Below are 23355 nucleotides of genomic sequence, written 5' to 3' on the forward strand. Positions count from 1 at the left end.
CTACATATAGCCAGGGAAAATATCGGAAAGGATGACGACTATGCAAATTTATAAAACAGTGAAAATGTTGTTGCAGTCTGCTTGCTGTATCGGCTTGGTTGTTTTGTCTGCAGGCAGTATGGCTGGCACGGATGTCCGTCCGATGGTTATTAATTCGGTGGGGCCGTTAGGCCTTAAGATTTGGACCGAAGCAGTACCCCGCTGGCCAAAGGAACTGACTGAGCACAGAGGCGTACAGGTATTTACGGCATGGGCACCTGATGACTATTATCCGCCGGCTCGTATGAGCTGGGCAGTGATGCCTTTCAAAGAAACCGGCGGTAAAGAGCAGCTGTTTTTGCAGGGTGTTTTACAGCAGGCGTTACAAAATTATCGTTCATCGCTACACCCGGAAGACATAGATTTGCAAGCGGCTGACTACGGCAATTTGTCGGGCTGGATGGCTGAGTTTGGTGGCTTTGATGAACAGCAGCCGGTAGATGTCCGTTTTTTTGTCGGGCGTGAGCTGGGCAAACCCTGGGTGGTCATGCAGGTATATACAGTTGCCGGAAAGTTGCCACATTTGAAATATCAGATAGAACGTAGCTGGGACAACTTAAGCTATCTGGATGACTGAGTGTGTTCAGTTTGTTTGGCTTTTAGTGACGGAAAGAAAGGGATGATGCTGCGAAAACTGCAGCATAAAAACAGGTTCAGAATGAAGTGTTTTTGGGTTTAGCGGAGTAAGTATGGATGCCTATATCGCCGGTATGTTAGCTGGTCGGCTGTTTTTGAGTTTTTTCATTGTCTATCTGGTATTGCTGGTAGTACATCGATTTAAAGTTAAATTGGCGTTACGGCGTAGCCTGCGGCCCTTACCACTCACGGCAACAGTCGTGCTGTTCTTGCTGGGGTTGGCTGCCGGTGTGCAGGCTGAAGAGCGTGTAGAATCTCCGGTTCTTCTGACGCCGGTTCCGGCGGCGGGGATTCAGCTTTATGTGCCCGCGCAGCCTGAGTGGATAATGGGAACATCACCGCGCAGTGATGCAGTGGCGGTGATTATGAGTACCCCGGTCAATTATTACCCGCCAACCGCGATTGAAATTACTTATCACCCGCGCTGGCTGATTCCTGAGGATGAGCCGTTACTGCAAGTTGCTGTGGGAACATTGAATAGCGTGCGGGAGAAACTGGGTGTGAAAGGGGATTCTGAGCCAGGTTTACGGGCGGTATCCTATGGTTCTCTGGAAGGATACGAAGAGCAACTGAGCGTGGTTTCTGAAGAAAAAGGGTATCAGCTACACAGTTTTTTTGGGCGTATGCCCTCAGGCCACCCTGTCACGGTGCTCACCATGACCGGTGAAGGGCAACTAACTCATATAAAACCCATGATTGATAAGATTATCCGGCATATTAAAATTATATGATTATTTTATGTTAATAATGATTATTAATGATGTGATTTATTAATAAAGATCCTTTGGTGATATGGGGTTTTATTTAATCGGAAGATGTATTTAGTAGCTCTAAGTTAGTTTAAAAAAGGTGTGTGATGAGCAGGGAAGAATATATAGAAGAGTATTGCCGACATCTGAAGGGACTAGGAATATCAAACAACATTATTGAAGACGTTGCAGAAGATAAGAATAGTTATACCCCTATTTTTGAGATGTCATGTTTCATGAAAGCATCATGGAATGATGTTGTCGATTTAGAAGATAGTTCAGGTTGGTTGTCGAATACACTTAATATGTTGCAGGGAAATGGTGTCGACAGGAACAAAATGGCTTTATCATTTTATGATGAAAGTGAAGATGAATGGCAGAAGTTACGCTCATCTGTTGAATCTTTAGTGGCTTCGAATGTTAATGAAAGTGATTTGTTAACATTAATACGTGCTTGTCAAAAAAACATCTTGGGGTCTATGTATCAGCATCTTGATGGAGGTTATGGAGGTGATTATAGCCTCTATGAAACCTGCTTTAGAGGCGGAGAGATGTATCCACTTCGTAGTTTTTCTGATATGGAAGATTATTTTATGGATTACGATCCTTTACGCGTTAAAAAATAATTTTTTGTATTTAACTTCCTGTATTTTTTAAAAGGATTTTGAAATGTATGTATGGATAAATATAGGTCAGGGTTTAGCTACATTGTTATTTGTTGAGCCGTTGTTTAGCCAAATGAGAAAAGTTTTACACGTATATATAACTCTATTGACGTGTTTGTTGGGTATGGTGAGTCAGGTTTATGCCGCTGAACGGGAAGTGCCTGAAGGGGGCATTGCGTTAACGGTACCGGCAAAACCGGCCTGGGATGTGATGGTTGAACCGCGGAAGAATACAGCGGCAGTGATGCTGACCACGCCGGCGGAATATTACCCGTTAATGACCATTGAAATTATCCGGGTGCCGGATTTTACGGTTACCGAAGCTGAGCTGGGTGAAGTGGCTCTGAGTACCCTGAACACTTACATTGAAGGGTTGGGTTTGCGTAAGGTGAAGTCGGTTAAACAGCTAAAGAAAGCCCGTTACGGCAACATTGAAGGGTACAGTAAAACCCTGACACTTCGTGCTGAAGGCCAGAGCTGGAGTGCCAAAGCCTTTATGGGCATTTTGCCCAGCGGTTATCCGTTAACGTTTTTTGCGGTAACCGGTGTCGGCCAGATAAAACAGGTGGAAGAGAAGCTTGAAGCGATAGTCGGCAGCGTCCGTGAACTTTGAGCAGGTCAGGTGACAGGGAGCGTTAATCATGAAAGCCATATTTTTTCTGCTCAGCTTTCTGCTGAGCGGCATGTCCCATGCATTTGATGATGCAGTTCTGGATAAAGCCAGCGGGTTTATTCATCCCTCAGAACCTTGCTATCTGCGTTTAAGAACACTTGCTATGTCGATGTCTACTTCCCGTTATACCCGGGCGTTTGCCTATGGGTATAACCCTGAAACAGACCGTTCTGCCTGTGGTTGGGCCCATCGGGTAAACAGTGATGAAATTGCTATGCAGAAGGCTGTACAGGAGTGTAACGAAGCAGGGCTGGAGGTTGATTGTCAGGTCATTGGTCTGAATGGCGAGTGGGTGGCTGATGAATCGCTGTTAACACCGCTGGTTGAAGTGTCCGGCAGTGTGCTTAGCCGCAGTGAAAAACAGCAGGTTCTGGATCAGGTGGAAAGCTTCTTGCTGGGTGACTGCAAACAGCAACTAAAAGGGTATTTGCAGGGCAATGGGTTAAAAGCATTCGCTTACAGTGTGGACCCGCTGGGGCGTTATGCCTGTGGTGTGGGGGCGGGGACTCGGAATAACGCTCAGAGTGGTGTAAAGGCATTAGCCGCCTGTGAAGAGGCACGGCAGGGGATGAAAGCATCGAAACAACCGGATGCAGCTTGTCAGGTTTTGCTGGCGGGTAATCAGCTGCAGCTGAGTGTGGCTGATTACGGTGTTGATTTTACCCCGCCGGCAGAATCATTGCTGACGGATGTCGGGCTGCTGGAGTTACAGCAAACGGCGGCGTATATGCTTGAGGGTTCATGTAATCGTAAGTTCCTCAGGTATCTGGAGAAACCCGGGCATAAGGTATTTGCCTATGCCGTGGAAGGTAAGAAAGCGGTTTGTGCTTCTGAAGATAAGGCTATCAGCCGTGCTGCTGCCGAGCATTATGCATTAAGTGCCTGTAACCGTGTTGCCGGGAAACGGCAGCTGAAAGCAACCTGCGATCTTTTTGCTGTGAATGATCAGTTACAGCGTACCGCCGAGGATTTTGGTTATGTCTATGGCAGCGAAGAAGATTATCTGCGGGTGCTGAGAAATGGTGATCTGGAGACCGTACGCCGCTATGTAGCTGATGGATATGATGTGAATATGCGTGCTGAAGGCGGATCACCGTTGTTGCTGGCGGCCGCAGTGGGTGACCAGGCCGCTTTTGATCATTTCCGTGCTGCCGGTGCGGATATGCAGGCTACCTTTCCACATGGCTCCAATGTGCTGCATACCTCGGTCATGGGGAAAAATGCTGAACTGGTCCGCTATCTGGCCGGCGAAGTGGATATTGACGCGAAAGGCGTGCGAGGTCTGACTGCTCTGAATATGGCCGCGATGACGGGTGACTTCTACCTGGCATACGTGTTGTTACAGGCAGGTGCTGATCCGGAAGTTGCAGATGCTGAAGGAAGCAGCGCCCGGCAAAAACTGGAAGGGCTGCTAGGCGAGCTGATGACGCTTGAAGACTTTATGAAAGAGTTTTCAGTGTTGGAAGAGGCGGTTAAATACGGTGATCACGAGCAGGTTTATCGCCTGCGCACTGAAGATATACCCGTGCAGACACTGAATGATTTGTTATTTGTGTCTGATAAACCGGCAGTGGTTCAGGCGTTGCTGGATGCCGGAGCTGATGTGGAGGCGGTCAGTGATACCCGCACCTTGCTGGCGTATCACGTTTCCAGGGGAAATTACGGAGTTATCAGCCTGTTGCTGGATTATGGCGCTGACCCTGAAGCAGAGGACAGCTTCGGCAAAGTGGCTGCGGATTACACCACCCGGCAGAGCATTAAAGATTTACTCTGAGGGCAGCGTTTCGGTGTGCAGTTGCTCAGTGGTGATATTCAGGATGATTTTTTGCCGCTTGTCATTGTGCTGGCAGTAGATGAAGTATTCATTACCGCCGCTGGCTTCATTGAGCCACCAGCCTTTCATACGGCTGAAATCGCTGATCAGGCAGGTGCCCTGTTTGTTCAGCAGCAGGCTTTTGGCTTCGAACAGTGCTTTATGCTGGTTGTAGTTGTCTGAGTGCTGCAACAGCGGGGTTAGCATGCTGAGCCGGAACCGGTCGGTTTGTTCCGGAGTCGGGGGCTGTTCGGAAAGATAATTTCCGGATACCCAGGCGGCTTTATCGGAGTGGATTTTAACCCACTCACCGGTGGTTTCGAAGGCGGTGACTTTTTCGCCGAAACGGAGTTTGCCGGTAACGTCTGACTGAACCGTCGGTGCGTTACGAACATTAAGTACATTGGTGATGACATAGTAGTCGGCACCGGAAACTGCTGAGGCGAAGCTGATTAGCAGGGCAATGAACGGAATGTGTTTTATATGCATTTCAGTCGGCAAGTGTAAATGGAGGTTTTCTTGAGTATCTATATGGCAGTGATTGTCGCAGCCGCTTTTATTACCGGTCTGGCGGCTTTCCGGTTAACGCATATCTATGGAACAACGCTGTTCAAAGTATATGAAAGCCGGGTGCTAAGCAACGTTGAGGATAACCTTAAACGAAGCTTTGTACATGCCTCGCCGAAGTTCTTGCTGGCGGTGTCTTTGCTGGGAACTTTGTTTGCGACGGTATTCTTTGCGTTGTTGATTGGGCCGGTAGGCGCGGTTGTCGGGCTGGTGCTTGGGTTGAGTGCGCCCTGGGTGTATCAGCTGATTTTACGAAAGCGCCGTTTAAAGATGTTCGTCTATCAGTTACCTGATGCCTTGTCGTCTCTGGCGGCAGCAATGCGCGCCGGTGGCAGCTTATCGAAAGGCATTGAGATGCTGGCTCAGCGGCAGCCGGAGCCATTGTCTCAGGAGTTTGCACTGGTGGTAGCAGAAAACCGGATTGGCCGGGAGTTGGAACAGTCACTTAAAGACATGCAGAAGCGGCTGGACTGTCAGGAGCTGGAGCTGCTGACGACCGCAATCGTCATTGCCCGGGGCGTTGGTGGCAACCTGGCGGATACCCTTGAATCGTTATCGGACACTTTACGCGAGAAGGCGCAGGTGGAAGGCAAGATTAATGCATTAACGGCCATGGGGCGGATGCAGGGCTGGGTAATCAGTCTGTTACCGGTGGGTGTCGGGGCGGTTATGTTTTCGCTTCAGCCGGACAAAATGTCTGTGTTGTATACCGAAGTATGGGGCTGGGTAGTGATGGGTGTAATGGTTGCCATGATGGCTCTGGCAGTCTGGATGATTCTGAAAATAGTGAATATCGATGTCTAGTGAATTTATATTGTTGTTAGTACTGCTGTTTGTCGGTTGCAGTATCGCTATGCTGGTGGCAATTCCCTGGGCGCTGAGTCAGCGGGCGGGAGAAGAGCAGAATGATAGCTGGCGTGATAGCACCGGTGGTTTAATTAAGCTGTTACGGCCGGTATTGCGGCTGTATTCCAGCCAGGTGTATGCGGGTATGTCGAAACCGAGATACAACGAGCTGGCGGGCAAACTGCAGATTTCCGGGTTGTCTTACGTGATAAGCCCGGAGGAGTTTGTGGTGCTCAAGCGCCTTTCTGTTCTGGGCTTTGCATTATTCAGTGCTTATGTCGTCTGGCTGTTAGGTTTGGGCCTTAAGCCTGCTTCGTTTTCGATTGTGTTTGGTTTGGTTGTGATTGGGTATTTCTACCCTGATATCTGGCTGAACGATAAAATTAAATATCGTAAACACATGATCGAAAAACAGTTTCCTTTTTTTCTGGATTTGCTGGTGCTGATCATGCGGGCAGGTTTGCCTTTTACCGGAGCAATTCAGCAAAGTACCAACAAAATGACTGATGGCCCATTGAAGGCAGAGCTGGCACGTTATCAGCGTGATATACGTACCGGCGTGGAAAAGCAACAGGCGCTGGAACAACTGGCAAAGAGAGTGGGGCTGGCATCCGTCACTAACTTTGTCGCCTCGATTATTCAGGCGGAGGAAAGCGGTGCGAGTATCACCAGCGTGTTACAAAACCAGTCAAAGCAGCGGCGTAAAGAGCGCTTTCTGAAGGCTGAAAAGTTGGCCAATGAAGCGCCGGTTAAAATGCTGCTGCCTCTGGTTGGCTTGCTGTTTCCCCTGACGTTTATTGTGATCGCGATCCCGATTGTTGTGCAGTTTATGGATTCAGGCCTGATTGGTAAGGGGTTCTAGAGCGTATGCGTATTATTCGGATGGAAACGTTCATGCGCAGGCTGCTGGGAGCCATGTATTTCTCCGTTGGTGACAATGAGGTAATGCTGTTCCGGCCCGGTGGCAGTATTCATACATTTTTTATGCGTATGGCCATTGATGTGGCGTTTCTGAATAAAGACGGAGAAGTCTTGGCGGTACATGAAAATGTGGTGCCATGGCGGATATTGCTTTGCCCAAGGGGTACAAAAATAACCCTTGAGGGGCGGGCGTTTACTTTTAGGAAACACAGCCTGATTAAAGGGTGTTGTCTGGATTTTAATGAAGGGAATTTAACATTTGTATGAATAAGAGCCGTATGAATAAACAGTTGTTGTGTGTTTTGCTGTTCAGTTTTTGGTTAGCGGGTTGTAGTACTGTGGCCAATCAGCCCACAGTGGCTGCACCCGTGGCTGACACCGAGGCATTAAAGGTTTCTGCTGCGCAGTTATATTCTCAGAAGCAGTGGAGTGCCAGCTACAGCAGCTATCTGGCGTTGGCGGAACAGCAGCCTGAGTCGGCAGAGACCTGGTTCAGGCTGGGCGTGTCGGCGTATCGGCTGGATAAACTGGCAGAAGCTGAAAGAAGTTTCGAGCGGGTCATCATTATTGACCGCCGACACCGTAAGGCCTTGTTTAACCTTGCGTTACTGAATCTGGGTAAGGGGACGCTGTATCTGGATAAGTACTTGCAATCGACCCCGCCTAAAAAACGTGATCCTGAGTTAGAAAAAATCCTTGATGATCTGCAGTCGTTTGCTCAGTAGTTATGTGCTGACTGCTGTTAGTACGGCGGGTTTTTTACTGACGACACCGTTGTTTAATCTCTGGCCGGGGGCTGTTATCGGTTATCTGGCCTGGGGGGGGTTATGTGTGTATTGCAGCCGGTTTGCTGCCGGGCTGGGCTCGCTGAGCATCGGCGGGCTGATTGGCTGTGTCGTCTTCTATGGGGTTGGTGACCTTTCGTTACCTATCTACCTTGCTCTGATTTTTGTGTTAGCTCTCTATTTTGGGGTTATCGGCTTTTGCAGTGCCTGGTTTGTGAAGTGTGGCAGTGTTTGGGGTGTACTCAACGCTGCAATGGTGTTTGCTGTTGCAGAGTTTGCATTAGGCGCAACAGGATTTCCGTTCAGTTTAGGGGCGGCCTGGGTGAACAGCCCGTTCAACGGTTTGATAAGCCCTTATCTGGGGAATGAATGGCAGACTGCGCTGTACTGGCTGCTTACGCTGGCCTTACTGTTGTGGGGATGGATCTGGAAAACAGTGTTGGTGAGCGGTTTCAGTGTGCTATGGCTTGTCTCCGGGTCAGAGACGGAGCATTCACAAACGTCTGTTAAGGTTGCTTTATTACAGACTAGCCTGACCAGTGATGTGATTAACTTCCCGGGTGTCCCCGGAAATCTGGAAGTGTGGCTTTCGCAGCTAAACTCATTACAACAGCAATTGACCAGCAGTGATGATCTGGATCTGGTGGTTTTTCCTGAGTCTGTTTTACCTGGTTTCAGTGGTGACTTTACGTCTCTTTCTGATGCAATTATCTCCCGGGTAGATGCGCCTTATGTGTTGTCTCATCAGTATCTTCTCAATGAACAGGGCAATGTGATCAGCAGTAATGTATTCAGGGATCGGGTGGTTGATACATTTATCAGCAATGATAAGGAGTATCCCGTGCCGGCCTTTGAAAGTTATTTGCAGGCAGGGACGTATCAGTCTGCAGTAAGCATTAAGGGGGTTTCTGCTGCTACCTTTGTTTGTTCAGAGTCTTTTTTTGTCAATTTGCTCAGGGAAAGGGCACGTACCGTCGATATGCTAATTGTGACGGTTAATGACCGTTTGCTGACAGGAAGTCTGTTACCTGAATATCATCTGCGTATGGAGCAGCTCAGAGCTGCTGAACTGGGCTTGCCCTTGTTGCGAGTCGCAAATTCCGGCCCCACGGCCATTATTAATCATCGGGGGGAGGTACAGCAAAAGTTGCCTGAGCAGGAGGCCGGTATTGTCAGGGGAGATATTGTTACTTCTCAGCGGTCGTTTTTTGCAGATTATTACCGGCAGGTTTTTGTAATCAGTCTGTTGGTTGTGTTGTTCTCGGTGGGATGTTTCCTTTACAGGTTTCGTCAGTATCCGGTTGGCGAGGCTACAGAGCGTTCAGGAAGTGTTGTTGTGAATGTTGTTGTCATTGCCGGGTTATCCGGTTTGGTGTCTTTCAGTCTGATCAGTCAGTTGGGTGAGCAACCTGATGATATGGTGCGAGCTCAGCACGGCAAAGGTGTGTCTGCATATGATTTTATTGTCAGACAGACAGGGGTAGCTGCGGCTGCTGATCAGAATATTATCCGTTCACGTTTTGCTGCCTTCGATGGTGATTTATCTGATGCAGAACAGTTGCTAAAAAAATGGACTTTTGCCGCTGTAGACACGATTTATGGCCAGTATCTGCTGCTGGATTACGAGAATGGTGTTTTTCTGGTGTATAAAGATGGCCGTGTAGTGAAATTGCAGGCTGAGAAACTAACGGATATTGCGACAGGCAAACCTGCATGGTTTCGTTTGAGGTTTTAACGGTTGGTTTTATATGTCGCTTAAAAGGTGAAGGGTGTTAGTGTTTTTTTATAAGACTGTGCAGCGGTTACTGTTTTTGCTGATTACCGGAATGTTGTTGGCAGGTAATGTTCTTGCTCAGGAGAGCAATGATAGAAGTGCGACTTCAGTCTTACATAAGAATTATCCGCAAGAACGTAAATGGGTGTCGAGCCAACAGTTTCCCTGGCGGGCAATTGGGCGGATCAATCTCGCGGGGTATGGACACTGTACGGCGACGCTGGTGGCGGAGGATGTTGTGCTCACCGCGGCGCACTGTTTGTGGAATCAGCGGGTGGGGCGCTGGTATCCGGCGAAGTATCTGACCTTTGTGGCGGGTGTTGAAAAGGAGTCTTTTCAGGGGATTGCCAAAGGTGTCTCAATGCAGATCGCCCCGGGTTACACATTTTCAAAGCACAATGAAATGAATAAGGTGAAGCGTGACTGGGCGTTGCTGAAGCTCAACCGTCCGCTGGGAAAAGAGTTGGGTTATCTGCCGTTACTGGATGGAAATGGAATGTTTCAGGGTAAGCTGCTGGTACAGGCGGGTTACCGGGGAGACCGGGCATTTGTGTTAACGGTTCAGACAGGTTGTACGGTTAAGGCTTTGCATGAAAGTAAGCGTTTACTGCAGAGTAATTGCCGTACCACCGGTGGTGATTCAGGCGGGCCGGTGTTGTCTGAAGAGAAAGATGGCTGGTATCTGGTAGGCTTGCATAGCGGGCGTTTGGATACCGATGAAAGTTTGGCGGTGACTGTGGAAAATTTCAGGCCGCAAATTGTGCCCTGGAAGTGGTAACTGAGCTTTAGCATGGTGGGTTTTAGCTGTGCTGCATAAAGAGGCTTCGTTACCCTTTTTCGAGGGTAAGTGTTGGAAAGCAAAATACTATTTATTGGTTTAGAGCATGCTCAGGTTACGGTTCTCTGTTAGGCTGTGTGGTGACCGGTGTGCGAAGGTAGCGTGAACTTTTAATCGGGCTGCCCGTCTTACAGAGACTCGTCTGATAGGAATATTTGTATGTTTAATTCTTTTTTCCCCAACCCGAGAATGTTCTTTTTATCGGTGGTGTTGTTTTCGGGCCTGAGTTGCGGGATATGGTACGGCTTTAATGATGAGATGGCGGCGCTTGTCGGTCTGGATATAACAGACGAACAGCCGGTTATCGGTTTGGGGCATTTCGTTACGGATTCATTTCTGCTGTTCTATGGTTACTACTTCCTTTGTACGGGGCTGTTTTCGCTTTTCTGGTTTAAGTATGCCAATCATAAGTGGCAGTGGTGGTCGATTGTCGGCTCTTCTGCGATTTTGTTTTCTACCTATTTTTCTGTTCAGGTGTCGGTGGCGATTAATAACTGGCGTCGGCCGTTTTTCGATTTAGTTCAGACGGCGCTGAAGCCTATTGATCCTGAGGGTGGAGACGCGGCCGCGGCGGCGGTAACGGATGAGAAGGTATCGTCTGTTTCGTCTGAGCTGTTTGATCTGATTGTGATCTTTTCTGAGATAGCCTTTCTGGCGATCTTTGTCTTTGTGGTGACGCGTTTCTTTGTCAGTCACTTTATTTTCCGCTGGCGTACGGCCATGAATGATTACTACACCGCTAAGTGGGAGCAGGTACGGCATATTGAGGGTGCCTCACAGCGGATACAGGAAGATACCATGCGGTTTGCTTCTATTATGGAGGGGCTGGGGGTGTCGATCATTGATTCTGTGATGACGCTGTTTGCCTTCCTGCCGGTGCTTTGGTCGTTATCCAGTTATGTATCTGAGTTGCCGATTGTCGGTGCAATTCCTCATCCGCTGTTCTATGCGGCGCTGGTGTGGGCGATTTTCGGTACCGGTTTGCTGGCGCTGGTGGGTATCAAGCTGCCGGGTCTGGAATTTAAAAATCAGCGGGTGGAAGCGGCTTTCCGTAAAGAGCTGGTGTACGGTGAGGATGATGAGGCCCGTGCTGAGCCGGTAACCCTGCGGGAACTGTTTGGTAATGTGCGGAAAAACTATTTCCGTCTCTACTTTCATTATATGTACTTCAATGTTGCCCGGATGATGTATCTGCAGGCGGACAATATTTTTGTATTTGTATTGCTGGTGCCGACCATTGCGGTAGGGGCGATCACCTTTGGTGTGTTACAGCAGATCCTGACCGCCTTTGGTCAAGTGAGTAATTCTTTCCAGTATCTGGTGAATTCATGGACAACCATTGTTGAGCTGTTGTCCGTGTATAAGCGTCTGGCTTCTTTTGAAGCGGTTATTCATCATCAGCCGTTACCTGAAATTGACAGTGAGGCAGTGGCTGAGCCGGGAACTGCGCAGTAATCAGCTCTCTGAGTAAATGAGAAAGCCCCGGGACGATAAGTCTGCGGGGCTTTTTTGTATCTGTAAAAAGGTTATTGTGGCTTGGTTTCAGTGAAGTTGGCGAGCAGGCCTGACAGACTTTCGCTGATTCTTTCAACTTTGCCGGCGTAGCGCTGGTTGTTATCCGACTCCCGGGCGGACCGGTCTGATTGTTCTACGGTGGTGCGAATGCCAAGGGCGATCTGGTCGGTCATGGCGGACTGCTGTTCTGCTGAGGCTGTAATCAGGCTGTTCATCTGGTTAATATCATTGATTGCATTGCGGATGTTGTCGATGCTTTGTTTTGCATCATCGGCCAGTGCGACGCTCTGCTGAACCAGTTCCTGCTGGTGTTCGATTCGTCCGGATGACTCATCAATAGCTGCATTGAGTTTAAGTATGATGCTGCTGATCTGCTCCGCGGCGGTGGTGGTGTTGCCGGCTAACCCCCGGACTTCGTCGGCAACCACTGCGAATCCTCTCCCCTGTTCGCCTGCTCTGGCGGCTTCAATCGCGGCATTTAGTGCCAGCAGGTTGGTCTGATCAGCCAGTTTCTGAATAACCGTTAATGCGTTACCGATATTTTTGCCGTCTTCTTTAAGTACCTGAAAGGTGTTGTGGGTTGTCTGAGTTTCCGTAACCAGGCTGAGGATGCTTTCCCGGGTGCGTTCCATCTGGTTGACGCCGTTCTGGCTGAGTGCCATGGCCTGTTGCGTTGAGTCTGATGTTTCTGTTGCGCTGCGGACTACTTCTGAATTGGATTCACTGAGCCGGCTGATTTCGTCAGCAATGATCTGGGTAGCTGATTGCTGGGCGGCGACGATTTCATCCAGTGAGCAGGCGCTGTTGCTGAGATCTCTGCCAAGTTTATTCAGGCTGCTGCTTTGCCGGTTCAGCTGGGTGATCAGCTGTTGCAGATAGTTGTTAAGTTGCTGGCTGGCGGAATTAAGTGTGCTGATTTCGGTGATGCGGCTTTTATCAGTGGTCTGTGATGACAGATTGCCACAGGCCAGCTGTTGGATGCTTTTGCTGGTGGCACGCAGGGTGTTACTCAGCAGTGTGCTGACTGCACTCATCAGCAGTGCAACCACAGTGATCATGGTGAGGCAGCTGATCAGCAGAATGTATACATTGTTTTCGGTGGTCCGGTATTGCTGATCTGCAGTATTTTTGAGTTTTTGCAGGGTGGTTTCCAGCGCTGTTATCAGTTGCAGGCTGTTGTTGCTGGCGCTGGTCTTGGCTGTGTAAATGTTTTCTATATTGCTGAGGTCTTTCAGGTAGCGGCGTAACAGGCTGGCCAGTTCTTCATTATATATATTACCAAGCTCTTCCCGGGCTGTTTCGTTATCCTCAGACTCCAGGCCGAGCAGGGATTGCAGGTCGTCTTCTTCGGTTTCGGTAAATATGTTCAGGCGGGGCAGTGCCTGTAAGGCTTCCTGTTGCCGATTTAGCTGGTTGAGGGCCTGTTGTATGTTGCTGCGGTCACGGGTGCTATTGCTGAAATAACGTTCACGGCTGTGGCTGAGTTCGGGGAGTTGTAATGACAGTTGCTGTATATGTTGCCGGTAGCGGCTGGCCAGTGTCTGTTGCTGTGGGTTGGCCTGCAGCGTGTAGTCATTCAGCTGGCTGAGGCTGGCCAGGATTTCATTTTCAGCGTTGATCAGCAGTGACTGCGGGTTTTTCAGCTTGCCGGCTTCACGTAGTTCAAACAGGGCAGTTGACTGAAGATCCTGCAGTTGCAGCTGCAGCTGTTGGCGGGCTTCATCGGGCAGGTTCTGCAGTGGCGAGGTGTTGCTATTCAGTGCGGTTATATTAGTGTCGATTTCACTTAGCAGGGTGGTGTCCGCCAGTCTCAGGTAGCTCAGTACCGGCCGGCTGATGGTGTGGGTAATGTGTTGCTGCAGGTCGGTGTAGTGACCGGTAGCGTTAAAACTCTGATTCAGTTTGGCCAGTGACCAGAACATAGCGACGGCCAGTATGCTGACGATGATCAGCAGGGCGGTGGTTGTCAGGCGGTTGATCGTGGATATTTTCATTATCTCGGTTTCCGGATGCAGTTGGGGTGCGAATTTCATCCTTAAAAATCGCCGCTATTAAATGCGCTGCAGATGACGGAACGATGACAGTGAATAAGGCTTTTCCTCAGAGTGGTGAATATACTTATGGATGGCAATTGCCGGTTAAGGTTATATGTTGCCCATAGACAGTTGCGGGGGAATGCACTAAAATACCGCCGTTTTGCATACAGTAAATGCGACAACCGGATTTTTTGAAAAAGCGAGATGGACTTTTGTTCTGTCTCGCTTTTTTGCAACTTATCGGTTGTTGATTCTAAGTTATTGATTCTGTTTAGATGCGCTCTAAGCGGGGAGGTTGATTTGACAAGACCAGCCATTCTGGCCCTTGAAGACGGAAGTATCTTCCGGGGAGTAGCTATTGGCGCGGATGGCCAGTCCTCTGGTGAGGTGGTGTTTAACACTTCTATGACTGGTTATCAGGAGATTCTGACGGACCCATCCTACTGCCGTCAGATTGTGACTCTTACATACCCGCACATTGGCAATGTGGGCACAACAAATGAAGATGAAGAGTCGGCTAAAACCTGGGTTGCCGGTCTTGTAATCCGGGATCTGCCATTGCTGGCCAGCAGCTGGCGTAATGAGCAAAGCCTGGATGACTACCTGAAAGCCAACAACATTGTTGGTATTGCTGATATCGATACCCGTCGCCTGACACGCATTCTGCGTGAAAAAGGTTCCCTGAGCGGTTGCGTGATGGCGGGTGAAGACCTGAGCGAAGCAGCTGCGCTGGCTGCAGCACAGGAGTTTCCTGGTCTGAAGGGTATGGATCTGGCGAAGGTTGTGACCACTGAAGAGTCTTACGAGTGGACGTCTTCTACCTGGGATCTGGTTGAGGGTCATCAGGAGCGTTCTGCAGAAGAACTGCCTTATCATGTTGTTGCCTACGATTACGGTGTGAAGCGTAACATTCTGCGTATGCTGGTTGAGCGTGGCTGCCGTCTGACGGTTGTGCCTGCACAGACACCTGCTGCTGAAGTACTGGCGCTGAATCCTGACGGTGTGTTTCTGTCTAATGGCCCGGGTGACCCGGAGCCTTGTGACTACGCGATTAAGGCGATCACTGAAATCTGTGAAACTGAGTTGCCGGTTTTCGGTATCTGCCTGGGCCATCAGTTACTGGCGCTGGCTTCCGGTGCTAACACAGTGAAGATGAAGTTCGGTCATCACGGTGCGAACCACCCGGTACAGGATCTGGATTCTTCTCAGGTGCTGATTACCAGCCAGAATCACGGCTTCGCAGTGGATGAGGATTCTCTGCCTGAAACGATCCGTGCAACCCATAAGTCACTGTTCGACGGTTCCCTGCAGGGGATTGAGCGGACTGACCGGGTGGCATTCAGCTTCCAGGGGCACCCTGAAGCGAGTCCGGGCCCCCATGATGTGGCCCCTCTGTTTGACCGCTTCATTGCGGCAATGGCAGAGCGTAAGGCGGGCTGATTTCCCGTCACAGCAATATTTTCCGCCCGGTATATCCGGGCGGATTTGAATTGAGAGAATTTTACCGGCTGGTAAAATTCCCGTTGAATCTTTTGAAGATCGGTTGATTACACATGCCTAAACGTACGGATATACAAAGTATTCTGATCCTCGGTGCGGGGCCTATCGTTATCGGTCAAGCCTGTGAGTTTGACTATTCAGGTGCTCAAGCCTGTAAAGCCCTTCGTGAAGAAGGCTATCGCGTTATTCTGGTGAACTCTAACCCAGCCACCATTATGACCGATCCAAGTATGGCTGACGCGACGTACATTGAGCCTATTCAGTGGCAGACCGTTGCGAAAATTATCGAGAAAGAGCGTCCGGATGCAGTGCTGCCAACAATGGGTGGTCAGACTGCACTGAACTGTGCGCTGGATCTTGAGCGCGAAGGTGTGCTGGAGAAATTCGGCGTAGAGATGGTTGGCGCAAACGCAGACACTATCGACAAAGCTGAAGACCGTGACCGTTTCGATAAGGCGATGAAAGACATCGGTCTGGAATGCCCGCGTGCTGCGATTGCTCACAGTATGGAAGAGGCGATCCAGGTTCAGGCGCAGCTGGGCTTCCCTTGTATTATCCGTCCGTCTTTCACCATGGGTGGTACCGGTGGCGGTATCGCATACAACAAAGAAGAATTTGTTGAGATCTGCGAACGCGGCCTGGATCTGTCACCAACCAGCGAGCTGCTGATTGATGAGTCCCTGATTGGCTGGAAAGAATACGAGATGGAAGTTGTCCGTGACAAAAACGACAACTGCATCATCATCTGTGCCATCGAAAACTTTGATGCCATGGGTGTACACACCGGTGACTCTATCACCGTTGCACCTGCACAGACCCTGACCGATAAAGAATATCAGATCATGCGTAATGCCTCCCTGGCAGTACTGCGTGAGATCGGCGTAGAAACCGGCGGTTCTAACGTACAGTTCGGTATGTGTCCGAAGACTGGCCGTATGGTGGTTATCGAGATGAACCCGCGGGTATCCCGTTCATCTGCACTGGCATCCAAAGCGACCGGTTTCCCGATTGCTAAAGTGGCTGCCAAGCTGGCCATTGGTTATACCCTGGATGAGCTGCAGAACGACATCACCGGCGGCGCGACCCCTGCGTCTTTTGAACCGGCGATTGACTACGTTGTTACTAAGATTCCGCGTTTCACTTTCGAGAAATTCCCGCAGGCGAATGACCGTCTGACTACTCAGATGAAGTCCGTGGGTGAGGTAATGGCGATTGGCCGTACTCAGCAGGAATCTCTGCAGAAAGCACTGCGCGGTCTGGAGGTCGGTGCAACAGGCCTGGATCCGATTGTGAATCTGGACGACGAAGATGTGCGTTCCGATATCATCCGTGAAATGAAGCAGCCGGGTGCTGAGCGTATCTGGTACCTGGCCGACGCCATGCGTCTGGGTATGAGCATGGAAGAGCTGTATGAGCTGTCCGGCATCGACCCATGGTTCCTGGTACAGATTGAAGACCTGATCAAAGAAGAGCAGCGTGTTTCTGAAATGGCGCTGTCTGAACTGGATAAGGACACGCTGTTCCGTCTGAAGCGTAAAGGTTTCTCTGATGCCCGTCTGGCGACACTGCTGGGTGTGAGCGAGAAGCAGGTGCGTAAGCAGCGTCACAGCCTGGATATCCGTCCGGTATTCAAACGTGTTGATACCTGCGCGGCTGAGTTCTCAACTGATACTGCTTACATGTACTCCACTTACGAAGAAGAGTGTGAGTCTAACCCGTCTGACCGTGACAAGATCATGGTTATCGGTGGCGGCCCTAACCGTATCGGTCAGGGTATTGAGTTTGATTACTGCTGTGTACACGCGGCACTGGCTGCCCGTGAAGACGGCTACGAAACCATCATGGTTAACTGTAACCCTGAAACGGTTTCTACCGATTATGATACATCTGACCGTCTCTACTTTGAGCCGATCACTCTGGAAGACGTACTGGAGATTGTCCACGTTGAACAGCCTAAGGGTGTGATCGTTCAGTACGGTGGTCAGACGCCTCTGAAACTGGCGCTGGCGCTGGAGCAGGCGGGTGTACCAATTATCGGTACGTCTCCTGAAGCGATTGACCGTGCGGAAGACCGTGAACAGTTCCAGCAAATGCTGAAGCGTCTGGGTCTGAAGCAGCCTGAAAACGCGACTGTGCGCAGTCAGGAAGAAGCCATCATTGAAGCGGCTAAGCTGGAGTACCCGCTGGTTGTGCGTCCATCCTACGTTCTGGGTGGCCGGGCGATGGAAATCGTTTACAACGAAGCTGAACTGCGTCAGTACATGAATACTGCTGTACAGGTATCTCATGACGCGCCGGTACTGCTGGATCACTTCCTGAATGCTGCTGTTGAAGTGGATATTGATGCTATCTGTGACGGCGAGATCGTTGTGATCGGTGCCATCATGCAGCACATTGAGCAAGCTGGTGTTCACTCCGGTGACTCTGCATGTTCTCTGCCGCCTTACAGTCTGCCTGCTGATGTGCAGGATCAGATGCGTGAGCAGGTGAAGAAGATGGCGCTTGAGCTGGGTGTAGTTGGTCTGATGAACGTTCAGCTGGCGTACCAGGATGGCGAAATCTATGTAATCGAAGTTAACCCGCGTGCGTCCCGTACAGTGCCGTTCGTGTCCAAGTGTATCGGTGTTTCCCTGGCGAAAATTGCCGCACTGGTTATGACCGGTAAGAAACTGAGCGAGCTGGGCTTCACTGAAGAAATCGTCCCTGAAATGTTTAACGTGAAAGAAGCTGTCTTCCCGTTCAACAAGTTCCAGGGTGTTGACCCTATTCTGAGCCCGGAGATGAAGTCTACTGGTGAAGTAATGGGTGTGGGTGAAACCTTCGGCGAAGCATTCATGAAAGCTGTTCGCGGTGCCGGTGATAAGATGCCTGCCAAAGGTAAGGCGTTTATCTCTGTACGTGATGTGGATAAGCAGGGTGCGCTGAAGCTGGCCCGTGATCTGATTGATCTTGGCTTTACGCTGGTTGCAACCAGCGGTACAGCTGCGCTGCTGACAGATGCCGGTATTGAAGTAGGTCTGGTGAACAAGGTAATGGAAGGTCGTCCGAACATTGTTGATATGTTGAAGAACGATGAAATTGCCTATGCCATCAACACCACTGAAGGCCGTAAGGCGATCGCTGATTCTGCTGAGATCCGTCGCACAGCACTGCAGCACAAAGTGCCTTATACCACTACGCTGGCTGGTGCTGAAGCAATGATCATGGCAATGCAGTATGGCGAAGAGAAAGAAGTGCGCCGTCTGCAGGATCTGCACTAAGAGTTATAAGAGAGACAGGATATGCAAAAATTTCCAATGACAGTGCACGGTGAAAAAGCACTTCGTGAAGAACTGGATGACCTGAAAACGGTTCAGCGTCCGACAGTCATCGCCGCGATTGCAGAAGCCCGTGAGCACGGTGATTTGAAAGAGAATGCTGAATACCATGCGGCACGTGAGCAGCAGGGTTTCATTGAAGGCCGGATTCAGGAGCTGGAAGGTAAGCTCGGTTCTGCTCAGGTTATCGATGTCACCCAGATTCCTCACAGCGGTAAAGTTATCTTCGGTACAACCGTGGATATCATCAATCTGGATACTGACGATACCGTCAGTTACCAGATTGTGGGTGAAGACGAAGCTGATATTAAAAATCGCAAGATTTCAGTGGGTTCACCGATTGCCCGTGCGCTGGTAGGTAAGGAAGAAGGTGATGTGGTTGTGGTTAACACGCCGGGTGGTGCTGTTGAGTACGAAATCGACCAGGTACATCACGTATAATTTCTGACTGTCAGAAACGAAGAAACCGCCAGCTGGCGGTTTCTTTTTATCTGCCTTATGTTTAATGCAGCAGATTCAGTTCTGTGTTGCCACACTGTTCAGCGTAACAGGTTAGACAGCTTAGGATTAGGGTTCTGCGCGGCGCGGTACAGCAGTGCAACGTTACCGATTTCCTGAACGATCTGGGCTTCAACGATCTGGCTCATTTCCTTGATCAGGGCTTTTTTAACGGTGCGGTCGCCGACAACGAACTTAACCTTGATCAGTTCGTGATCTTCCAGGGCGCGGTCTGCTTCAAGCAGAATGTTTTCGTTAAGACCATTGCCGGCAACGGTAATGATCGGGTTCAGACCGTGGCCTATGCTACGGAACTGCTTCTTTTGCGCTGTGGTTAAGCTCATACTAAAATACTTGGCCTTTAAAATAATGGGGATTGCAGGCGGTTTTACAGGTTGTCTTGTAAGTGCTGCAAAATTTAGCTGCGATTTTACCTCACTTCAGCCCGCCAGAGTAGCGTTGGCTGATATTCAATCGGTAGGTTAATTTGTCCAGATCAAAAAGCAGTGGTCGTTGGCTGCAGGAACATTTCGACGATCAGTACGTAAAGAAATCCAAAGAGGATGGTTATCGCTCCCGTGCCAGCTATAAGTTGTTGGAGCTGAACCAGAAAGATAAGCTGATCCGTCCGGGGATGACAGTCGTAGACCTTGGTGCAGCGCCGGGTGGCTGGTCGCAGGTGGCGGCAGAGCTGGTCGGTGATAATGGCCGGGTGGTGGCATCAGACATATTGCCGATGGACAATTTACCCGGTGTACAGTTTATTCAGGGGGACTTTACGGAAGAGTCTGTGCTGAATGAAATACTGCAAACTCTGGGAGATGATCTTTCAGACCTTGTAATTTCAGATATGGCCCCCAATATGAGTGGTATGTCTGCGATTGATCAGCCGGCTGCCATGTATCTTGTTGAGCTGGCGCTGGATCTGGCGCGGACAACGTTACGTCCCGGAGGCGATTTTATCGCCAAAGTGTTTCAGGGTGAGGGCTTTGATGCCTACATGCAGGACGTGAAAAGCAGTTTTACCAAGGTTTATACCCGTAAGCCGGACGCCTCCCGGGCCCGTTCCCGTGAAGTTTATATGGTTGGGCGTAATTTCCGGCCGTAAAGATGGTCAAAGCTTGTGAAGTACTGTAGTTTTTGCAGGCTTGGGTTTTACGACACAAAGATAAGTAGCAAACAGAGGGTCATCCTTTGAACGATATGGCGAAAAATTTAGTACTGTGGCTGGTAATCGCGGCAGTACTGCTGACAGTGTTTAATAACTTCAGCGGCGAAACCAGTTCGCAGTCGCTGAATTATTCTGAATTCATCACAGAGGTGAAGGATGATCGGGTCAGCAAGGTAATTATTGACGGTTATACCATCGAAGGTTTCCGTAAGAATGGTGAGCGCTTCCAGACGGTACGTCCGGCGCTGCAGGATCCTAAGCTGGTTGATGACCTGTACAACCACAATGTCATTATTGAAGGTAAACAGCCTGAGAAACAAAGTGTCTGGACACAGCTGCTGGTTGCCAGCTTCCCGATTCTGGTGATCATTGCTGTGTTCATGTTCTTCATGCGCCAGATGCAGGGCGGCGGTGGCGGCAAAGGCGGCCCGATGTCGTTTGGTAAGTCTAAAGCGCGGATGATGAGCGAAGACCAGATCAAGACTACGTTTGAAGATGTTGCCGGTGTTGAAGAAGCCAAAGAAGAAGTGAAAGAGCTGGTTGATTACCTGCGTGATCCTGGCAAATTCCAGCGTCTGGGTGGCCATATCCCCCGCGGCGTACTGATGGCGGGTAGTCCGGGTACCGGTAAAACGTTGCTGGCTAAAGCCATTGCCGGTGAAGCGAAAGTACCGTTCTTCACTATTTCCGGCTCAGACTTTGTTGAAATGTTCGTGGGTGTGGGTGCGTCCCGTGTCCGTGATATGTTCGATCAGGCGAAGAAAAATGCGCCATGTATCATCTTCATTGATGAGATTGATGCCGTAGGCCGTCACCGTGGTGTTGGCATGGGTGGTGGTAACGACGAGCGTGAGCAGACTCTTAACCAGCTGCTTGTTGAGATGGATGGTTTTGAAGGTACGGAAGGTATCATCGTAATTGCTGCAACTAACCGTCCGGACGTACTGGACCCTGCGCTGCTGCGTCCTGGCCGTTTTGACCGTCAGGTACATGTTGGCCTGCCGGATATCCGTGGTCGTGAGCAGATCCTGAAAGTACACATGCGTAAAGTCCCGCTGGGTGACGATGTGAAGCCTGAGCTGATTGCCCGTGGTACCCCCGGGTTCTCCGGTGCTGATCTGGCTAACCTGGTAAACGAGGCTGCGCTGTTTGCTGCCCGTGCCAGCAAGCGCACGGTTGGTATGGATCAGTTTGAAAAAGCAAAAGATAAAATCATGATGGGTGCTGAGCGTAAGTCGATGGTGATGTCTTACGAAGAGCGTCTGAATACCGCTTATCACGAATCCGGTCACGCGATTGTTGGTCGTCTGTTGCCGGATCATGATCCTGTTTACAAGGTCTCTATTATTCCGCGGGGCCGGGCACTGGGTGTGACCATGTTCCTGCCGGAAGAAGACCGCTACAGCCACAGCCGTAAAATGCTGCTGGCGAATATCTGCAGCCTGTACGGCGGCCGTATTGCAGAAGAAATGACGCTGGGTAAAGAAGGTGTTACCACCGGTGCGTCTAACGATATTCAGCGGGCAACCAGCATCGCACGGAATATGGTGACACGCTGGGGTCTGAGTGAAGAGCTGGGGCCACTGCTGTACGATGAGGAAGAGTCTGATCCGTTTAACCGTGGTTACGGTCAGGGCAGCAAGCCAATCTCTGAAGAGTTGCAGCAGAAGATTGATGCGACTACCCGTAAGATTATCGACGACTGTTACGCACAGGCTTACCAGATGCTGGAAGATAACCGTGACATTCTGGAGACCATGACCCAGGCGCTGATGAAGTACGAGACGATTGATTCTTCTCAGATTGATCAGCTGATGGCCCGTGAAGAAGTGTCTGAGCCTGAGGGCTGGAGTGACAGTGATTCTAAGAAGGATGGTCCTAAGTCTGATTCATCTGAGCCGGGTGAAAGTGCGTCTGACGCTGAGCAAAACAAAGCGTCTGATGATATGCCCCGTGATGATGACGAGCAGCGTGATCAGCCGGATGCGCCGGATCAGAACCTGCATTAATCAGTGTTGTTGAAATCTGAAAAAGGTCAGCACGTCCCTGTGCTGGCCTTTTTACGTTCTGAAATTAGGAACAGTAAGTAATGAGTGATTTAAGTCAGTTTCAGTTTGCTTCCCGTCGTTTAGATTTAACCCGTCCTCAGGTGATGGGAATCGTTAACGTGACGCCGGATTCCTTTTCTGATGGCGGAACACTTTACGCATCAGAAAAACTGTCGGTTCAGCGGGCAATTGACCGTGCTTTACAGATGGTTGAACAGGGCGCAGCGTTCATTGATATCGGCGGTGAATCAACCCGGCCGGGGGCGACGCCGGTTGGCCTGGATGAAGAGATGAACCGGGTTCTGCCGGTTGTCGAACGGCTTAACCGGGAAGTGGATGCGATCATTTCCGTGGATACCAGTTCGCCGGAAGTAATTACAGAAGCTGCTGCGCTTGGGGCGGGCCTGATTAATGATGTGCGTGCGCTGGGTAAGTCCGGAGCGATTGAGGCGGCAGCCGCAACCGGTTTGCCGGTTTGTCTGATGCACATGCAGGGCAGTCCTGCGACGATGCAGGATGCACCGGTCTATAACGATGTGATTGATGAAGTAGAAGGGTTTTTGGCGGCCAGAATAGCAGCCTGTGAAACCGCCGGGATTGACCGGCAGAAGATTATTCTTGATCCGGGGTTCGGTTTTGGCAAAACCCTGGAGCATAATTTACGGCTGTTGAATAAACTGGAGCAGTTGCACCGTCTTAAGTGCCCGTTGCTGCTGGGAACATCGCGTAAGAGTATGATTGATCATGTGCTGAATAAGTCGGTTGATCAGCGCTTGTCCGGTGGTCTGGCGACAGTGGCGCTGGGCGTTACTAAAGGCGCGGCAATCTTCCGTGTGCACGACGTTCAGGAAACGGTAGATGTGGTGCGTATGTGTGAAGCGGTGCTGGCGGAACGCAAGCCGGATTAACAGCAGGAGTGTGGCCGGGTAAATTGACCGGTTTGCAGGAGCAGAAAGGAAATAAC

General features: G+C 50.1%; 21 protein-coding genes. 18 read left to right on the top strand and 3 right to left on the bottom strand.

Annotation, left to right across the window (positions count from 1 at the left end; translation table 11 throughout):
• Nucleotides 1-40 precede the first annotated feature (40 nt).
• The 5 genes from JYB63_RS21235 to JYB63_RS21255 all read left to right on the top strand — a co-directional run bounded on the left by JYB63_RS21235 (nucleotide 41) and on the right by JYB63_RS21255 (nucleotide 4536).
• On the top strand, nucleotides 41-616 hold the full coding sequence (locus JYB63_RS21235) for a hypothetical protein (protein WP_205659934.1): 576 nt from the start codon (nucleotides 41-43) through the stop codon (nucleotides 614-616).
• Between the two features lie 112 nt (nucleotides 617-728).
• Nucleotides 729-1406, top strand: coding sequence for a hypothetical protein (locus tag JYB63_RS21240; RefSeq protein ID WP_205659935.1), 678 nt, complete (start codon nucleotides 729-731; stop codon nucleotides 1404-1406).
• A 125-nt stretch (nucleotides 1407-1531) separates the two neighbouring features.
• Complete coding sequence (locus JYB63_RS21245) at nucleotides 1532-2050, top strand: hypothetical protein (protein ID WP_205659936.1); 519 nt, start codon at nucleotides 1532-1534, stop codon at nucleotides 2048-2050.
• A gap of 163 nt (nucleotides 2051-2213) precedes the next feature.
• Complete coding sequence (locus tag JYB63_RS21250) at nucleotides 2214-2702, top strand: hypothetical protein (RefSeq protein ID WP_205659937.1); 489 nt, start codon at nucleotides 2214-2216, stop codon at nucleotides 2700-2702.
• A 28-nt stretch (nucleotides 2703-2730) separates the two neighbouring features.
• Complete coding sequence (locus JYB63_RS21255; protein ID WP_205659938.1) at nucleotides 2731-4536, top strand: ankyrin repeat domain-containing protein; 1806 nt, start codon at nucleotides 2731-2733, stop codon at nucleotides 4534-4536.
• Here the strand turns inward: JYB63_RS21255 and JYB63_RS21260 are convergent.
• Entirely contained in the window at nucleotides 4528-5064 is a 537-nt protein-coding gene (locus JYB63_RS21260; protein WP_205659939.1) for an SH3 domain-containing protein, read from the bottom strand. The genes JYB63_RS21255 and JYB63_RS21260 overlap by 9 nt on opposite strands.
• 30 nt (nucleotides 5065-5094) lie before the next feature.
• Between JYB63_RS21260 and JYB63_RS21265 the strand changes: the two genes are divergently transcribed.
• The 7 genes from JYB63_RS21265 (at nucleotide 5095) to sbmA (ending at nucleotide 11761) form a co-directional block, all read left to right on the top strand.
• Nucleotides 5095-5946 carry a type II secretion system F family protein gene (locus JYB63_RS21265; RefSeq protein ID WP_205659940.1) on the top strand — a complete coding sequence of 284 codons (852 nt, stop codon included), beginning with the start codon at nucleotides 5095-5097 and terminating at the stop codon, nucleotides 5944-5946.
• Complete coding sequence (locus tag JYB63_RS21270; protein ID WP_205659941.1) at nucleotides 5939-6850, top strand: type II secretion system F family protein; 912 nt, start codon at nucleotides 5939-5941, stop codon at nucleotides 6848-6850. Before JYB63_RS21265 ends, JYB63_RS21270 begins: the two co-directional genes overlap by 8 nt.
• Before the next feature lie 5 nt (nucleotides 6851-6855).
• The gene (locus tag JYB63_RS21275) at nucleotides 6856-7176 is read left to right on the top strand and encodes a DUF192 domain-containing protein (protein WP_205659942.1); all 321 of its coding nucleotides are present in this window, start codon (nucleotides 6856-6858) and stop codon (nucleotides 7174-7176) included.
• A gap of 101 nt (nucleotides 7177-7277) precedes the next feature.
• Nucleotides 7278-7634: a tetratricopeptide repeat protein gene (locus JYB63_RS21280; protein WP_205659943.1), complete on the top strand. Its 357-nt coding sequence runs from the start codon at nucleotides 7278-7280 to the stop codon at nucleotides 7632-7634.
• Nucleotides 7635-7638: 4 nt separating this feature from the next.
• Entirely contained in the window at nucleotides 7639-9429 is a 1791-nt protein-coding gene (locus JYB63_RS21285) for a nitrilase-related carbon-nitrogen hydrolase (RefSeq protein ID WP_205659944.1), read from the top strand.
• Nucleotides 9430-9469: 40 nt separating this feature from the next.
• Nucleotides 9470-10246, top strand: a complete 777-nt coding sequence (locus JYB63_RS21290; protein ID WP_205659945.1) for a trypsin-like serine protease — start codon at nucleotides 9470-9472, stop codon at nucleotides 10244-10246.
• A gap of 219 nt (nucleotides 10247-10465) precedes the next feature.
• The gene (gene sbmA / locus JYB63_RS21295; protein ID WP_205659946.1) at nucleotides 10466-11761 is read left to right on the top strand and encodes a peptide antibiotic transporter SbmA; all 1296 of its coding nucleotides are present in this window, start codon (nucleotides 10466-10468) and stop codon (nucleotides 11759-11761) included.
• 71 nt (nucleotides 11762-11832) lie between these two features.
• Here sbmA and JYB63_RS21300 read toward each other — a convergent pair whose 3' ends face one another.
• Complete coding sequence (locus tag JYB63_RS21300; RefSeq protein ID WP_205659947.1) at nucleotides 11833-13815, bottom strand: methyl-accepting chemotaxis protein; 1983 nt, start codon at nucleotides 13813-13815, stop codon at nucleotides 11833-11835.
• A gap of 342 nt (nucleotides 13816-14157) precedes the next feature.
• Here JYB63_RS21300 and carA point away from each other — a divergent pair, with 342 nt between their 5' ends.
• From carA to greA, 3 genes are all read left to right on the top strand, one after another.
• Complete coding sequence (gene carA, locus JYB63_RS21305) at nucleotides 14158-15297, top strand: glutamine-hydrolyzing carbamoyl-phosphate synthase small subunit (protein WP_205659948.1); 1140 nt, start codon at nucleotides 14158-14160, stop codon at nucleotides 15295-15297.
• Between the two features lie 113 nt (nucleotides 15298-15410).
• On the top strand, nucleotides 15411-18617 hold the full coding sequence (gene carB / locus JYB63_RS21310; protein ID WP_205659949.1) for a carbamoyl-phosphate synthase large subunit: 3207 nt from the start codon (nucleotides 15411-15413) through the stop codon (nucleotides 18615-18617).
• 21 nt (nucleotides 18618-18638) lie between these two features.
• A complete protein-coding gene (gene greA, locus JYB63_RS21315) occupies nucleotides 18639-19115 on the top strand; it encodes a transcription elongation factor GreA (RefSeq protein WP_205659950.1) in 477 nt (158 codons plus the stop codon).
• A 98-nt stretch (nucleotides 19116-19213) separates the two neighbouring features.
• Here greA and JYB63_RS21320 read toward each other — a convergent pair whose 3' ends face one another.
• Nucleotides 19214-19516: a YhbY family RNA-binding protein gene (locus JYB63_RS21320; protein ID WP_205659951.1), complete on the bottom strand. Its 303-nt coding sequence runs from the start codon at nucleotides 19514-19516 to the stop codon at nucleotides 19214-19216.
• Nucleotides 19517-19659: 143 nt separating this feature from the next.
• Between JYB63_RS21320 and rlmE the strand changes: the two genes are divergently transcribed.
• The 3 genes from rlmE to folP all read left to right on the top strand — a co-directional run bounded on the left by rlmE (nucleotide 19660) and on the right by folP (nucleotide 23299).
• Nucleotides 19660-20280 carry a 23S rRNA (uridine(2552)-2'-O)-methyltransferase RlmE gene (gene rlmE, locus JYB63_RS21325; protein ID WP_205659952.1) on the top strand — a complete coding sequence of 207 codons (621 nt, stop codon included), beginning with the start codon at nucleotides 19660-19662 and terminating at the stop codon, nucleotides 20278-20280.
• A gap of 95 nt (nucleotides 20281-20375) precedes the next feature.
• The gene (ftsH, locus tag JYB63_RS21330; protein WP_205659953.1) at nucleotides 20376-22352 is read left to right on the top strand and encodes an ATP-dependent zinc metalloprotease FtsH; all 1977 of its coding nucleotides are present in this window, start codon (nucleotides 20376-20378) and stop codon (nucleotides 22350-22352) included.
• Nucleotides 22353-22432: 80 nt separating this feature from the next.
• Nucleotides 22433-23299 carry a dihydropteroate synthase gene (folP, locus tag JYB63_RS21335; protein WP_243432106.1) on the top strand — a complete coding sequence of 289 codons (867 nt, stop codon included), beginning with the start codon at nucleotides 22433-22435 and terminating at the stop codon, nucleotides 23297-23299.
• The last annotated feature ends 56 nt before the right edge of the window (nucleotides 23300-23355 follow it).

The sequence above is a fragment of the Aliamphritea spongicola genome, assembly GCF_017051665.1.
In the GTDB taxonomy this organism is placed as follows: Bacteria; Pseudomonadota; Gammaproteobacteria; order Pseudomonadales; family Balneatricaceae; genus Amphritea; species Amphritea spongicola.

What these genes read in the sequence shown, in the direction of transcription:
- JYB63_RS21235 (WP_205659934.1), top strand. Translation starts at nt 41, where the DNA reads ATGCAAATTTATAAAACAGTGAAAATGTTGTTGCAGTCTGCTTGCTGT.
- JYB63_RS21240 (WP_205659935.1), top strand. Translation starts at nt 729, where the DNA reads ATGGATGCCTATATCGCCGGTATGTTAGCTGGTCGGCTGTTTTTGAGT.
- JYB63_RS21245 (WP_205659936.1), top strand. Translation starts at nt 1,532, where the DNA reads ATGAGCAGGGAAGAATATATAGAAGAGTATTGCCGACATCTGAAGGGA.
- JYB63_RS21250 (WP_205659937.1), top strand. Translation starts at nt 2,214, where the DNA reads ATGGTGAGTCAGGTTTATGCCGCTGAACGGGAAGTGCCTGAAGGGGGC.
- JYB63_RS21255 (WP_205659938.1), top strand. Translation starts at nt 2,731, where the DNA reads ATGAAAGCCATATTTTTTCTGCTCAGCTTTCTGCTGAGCGGCATGTCC.
- JYB63_RS21260 (WP_205659939.1), bottom strand. Translation starts at nt 5,064, where the DNA reads ATGCATATAAAACACATTCCGTTCATTGCCCTGCTAATCAGCTTCGCC.
- JYB63_RS21270 (WP_205659941.1), top strand. Translation starts at nt 5,939, where the DNA reads ATGTCTAGTGAATTTATATTGTTGTTAGTACTGCTGTTTGTCGGTTGC.
- JYB63_RS21275 (WP_205659942.1), top strand. Translation starts at nt 6,856, where the DNA reads ATGCGTATTATTCGGATGGAAACGTTCATGCGCAGGCTGCTGGGAGCC.
- sbmA (WP_205659946.1), top strand. Translation starts at nt 10,466, where the DNA reads ATGTTTAATTCTTTTTTCCCCAACCCGAGAATGTTCTTTTTATCGGTG.
- JYB63_RS21300 (WP_205659947.1), bottom strand. Translation starts at nt 13,815, where the DNA reads ATGAAAATATCCACGATCAACCGCCTGACAACCACCGCCCTGCTGATC.
- carB (WP_205659949.1), top strand. Translation starts at nt 15,411, where the DNA reads ATGCCTAAACGTACGGATATACAAAGTATTCTGATCCTCGGTGCGGGG.
- greA (WP_205659950.1), top strand. Translation starts at nt 18,639, where the DNA reads ATGCAAAAATTTCCAATGACAGTGCACGGTGAAAAAGCACTTCGTGAA.
- JYB63_RS21320 (WP_205659951.1), bottom strand. Translation starts at nt 19,516, where the DNA reads ATGAGCTTAACCACAGCGCAAAAGAAGCAGTTCCGTAGCATAGGCCAC.
- ftsH (WP_205659953.1), top strand. Translation starts at nt 20,376, where the DNA reads ATGGCGAAAAATTTAGTACTGTGGCTGGTAATCGCGGCAGTACTGCTG.
- folP (WP_243432106.1), top strand. Translation starts at nt 22,433, where the DNA reads ATGAGTGATTTAAGTCAGTTTCAGTTTGCTTCCCGTCGTTTAGATTTA.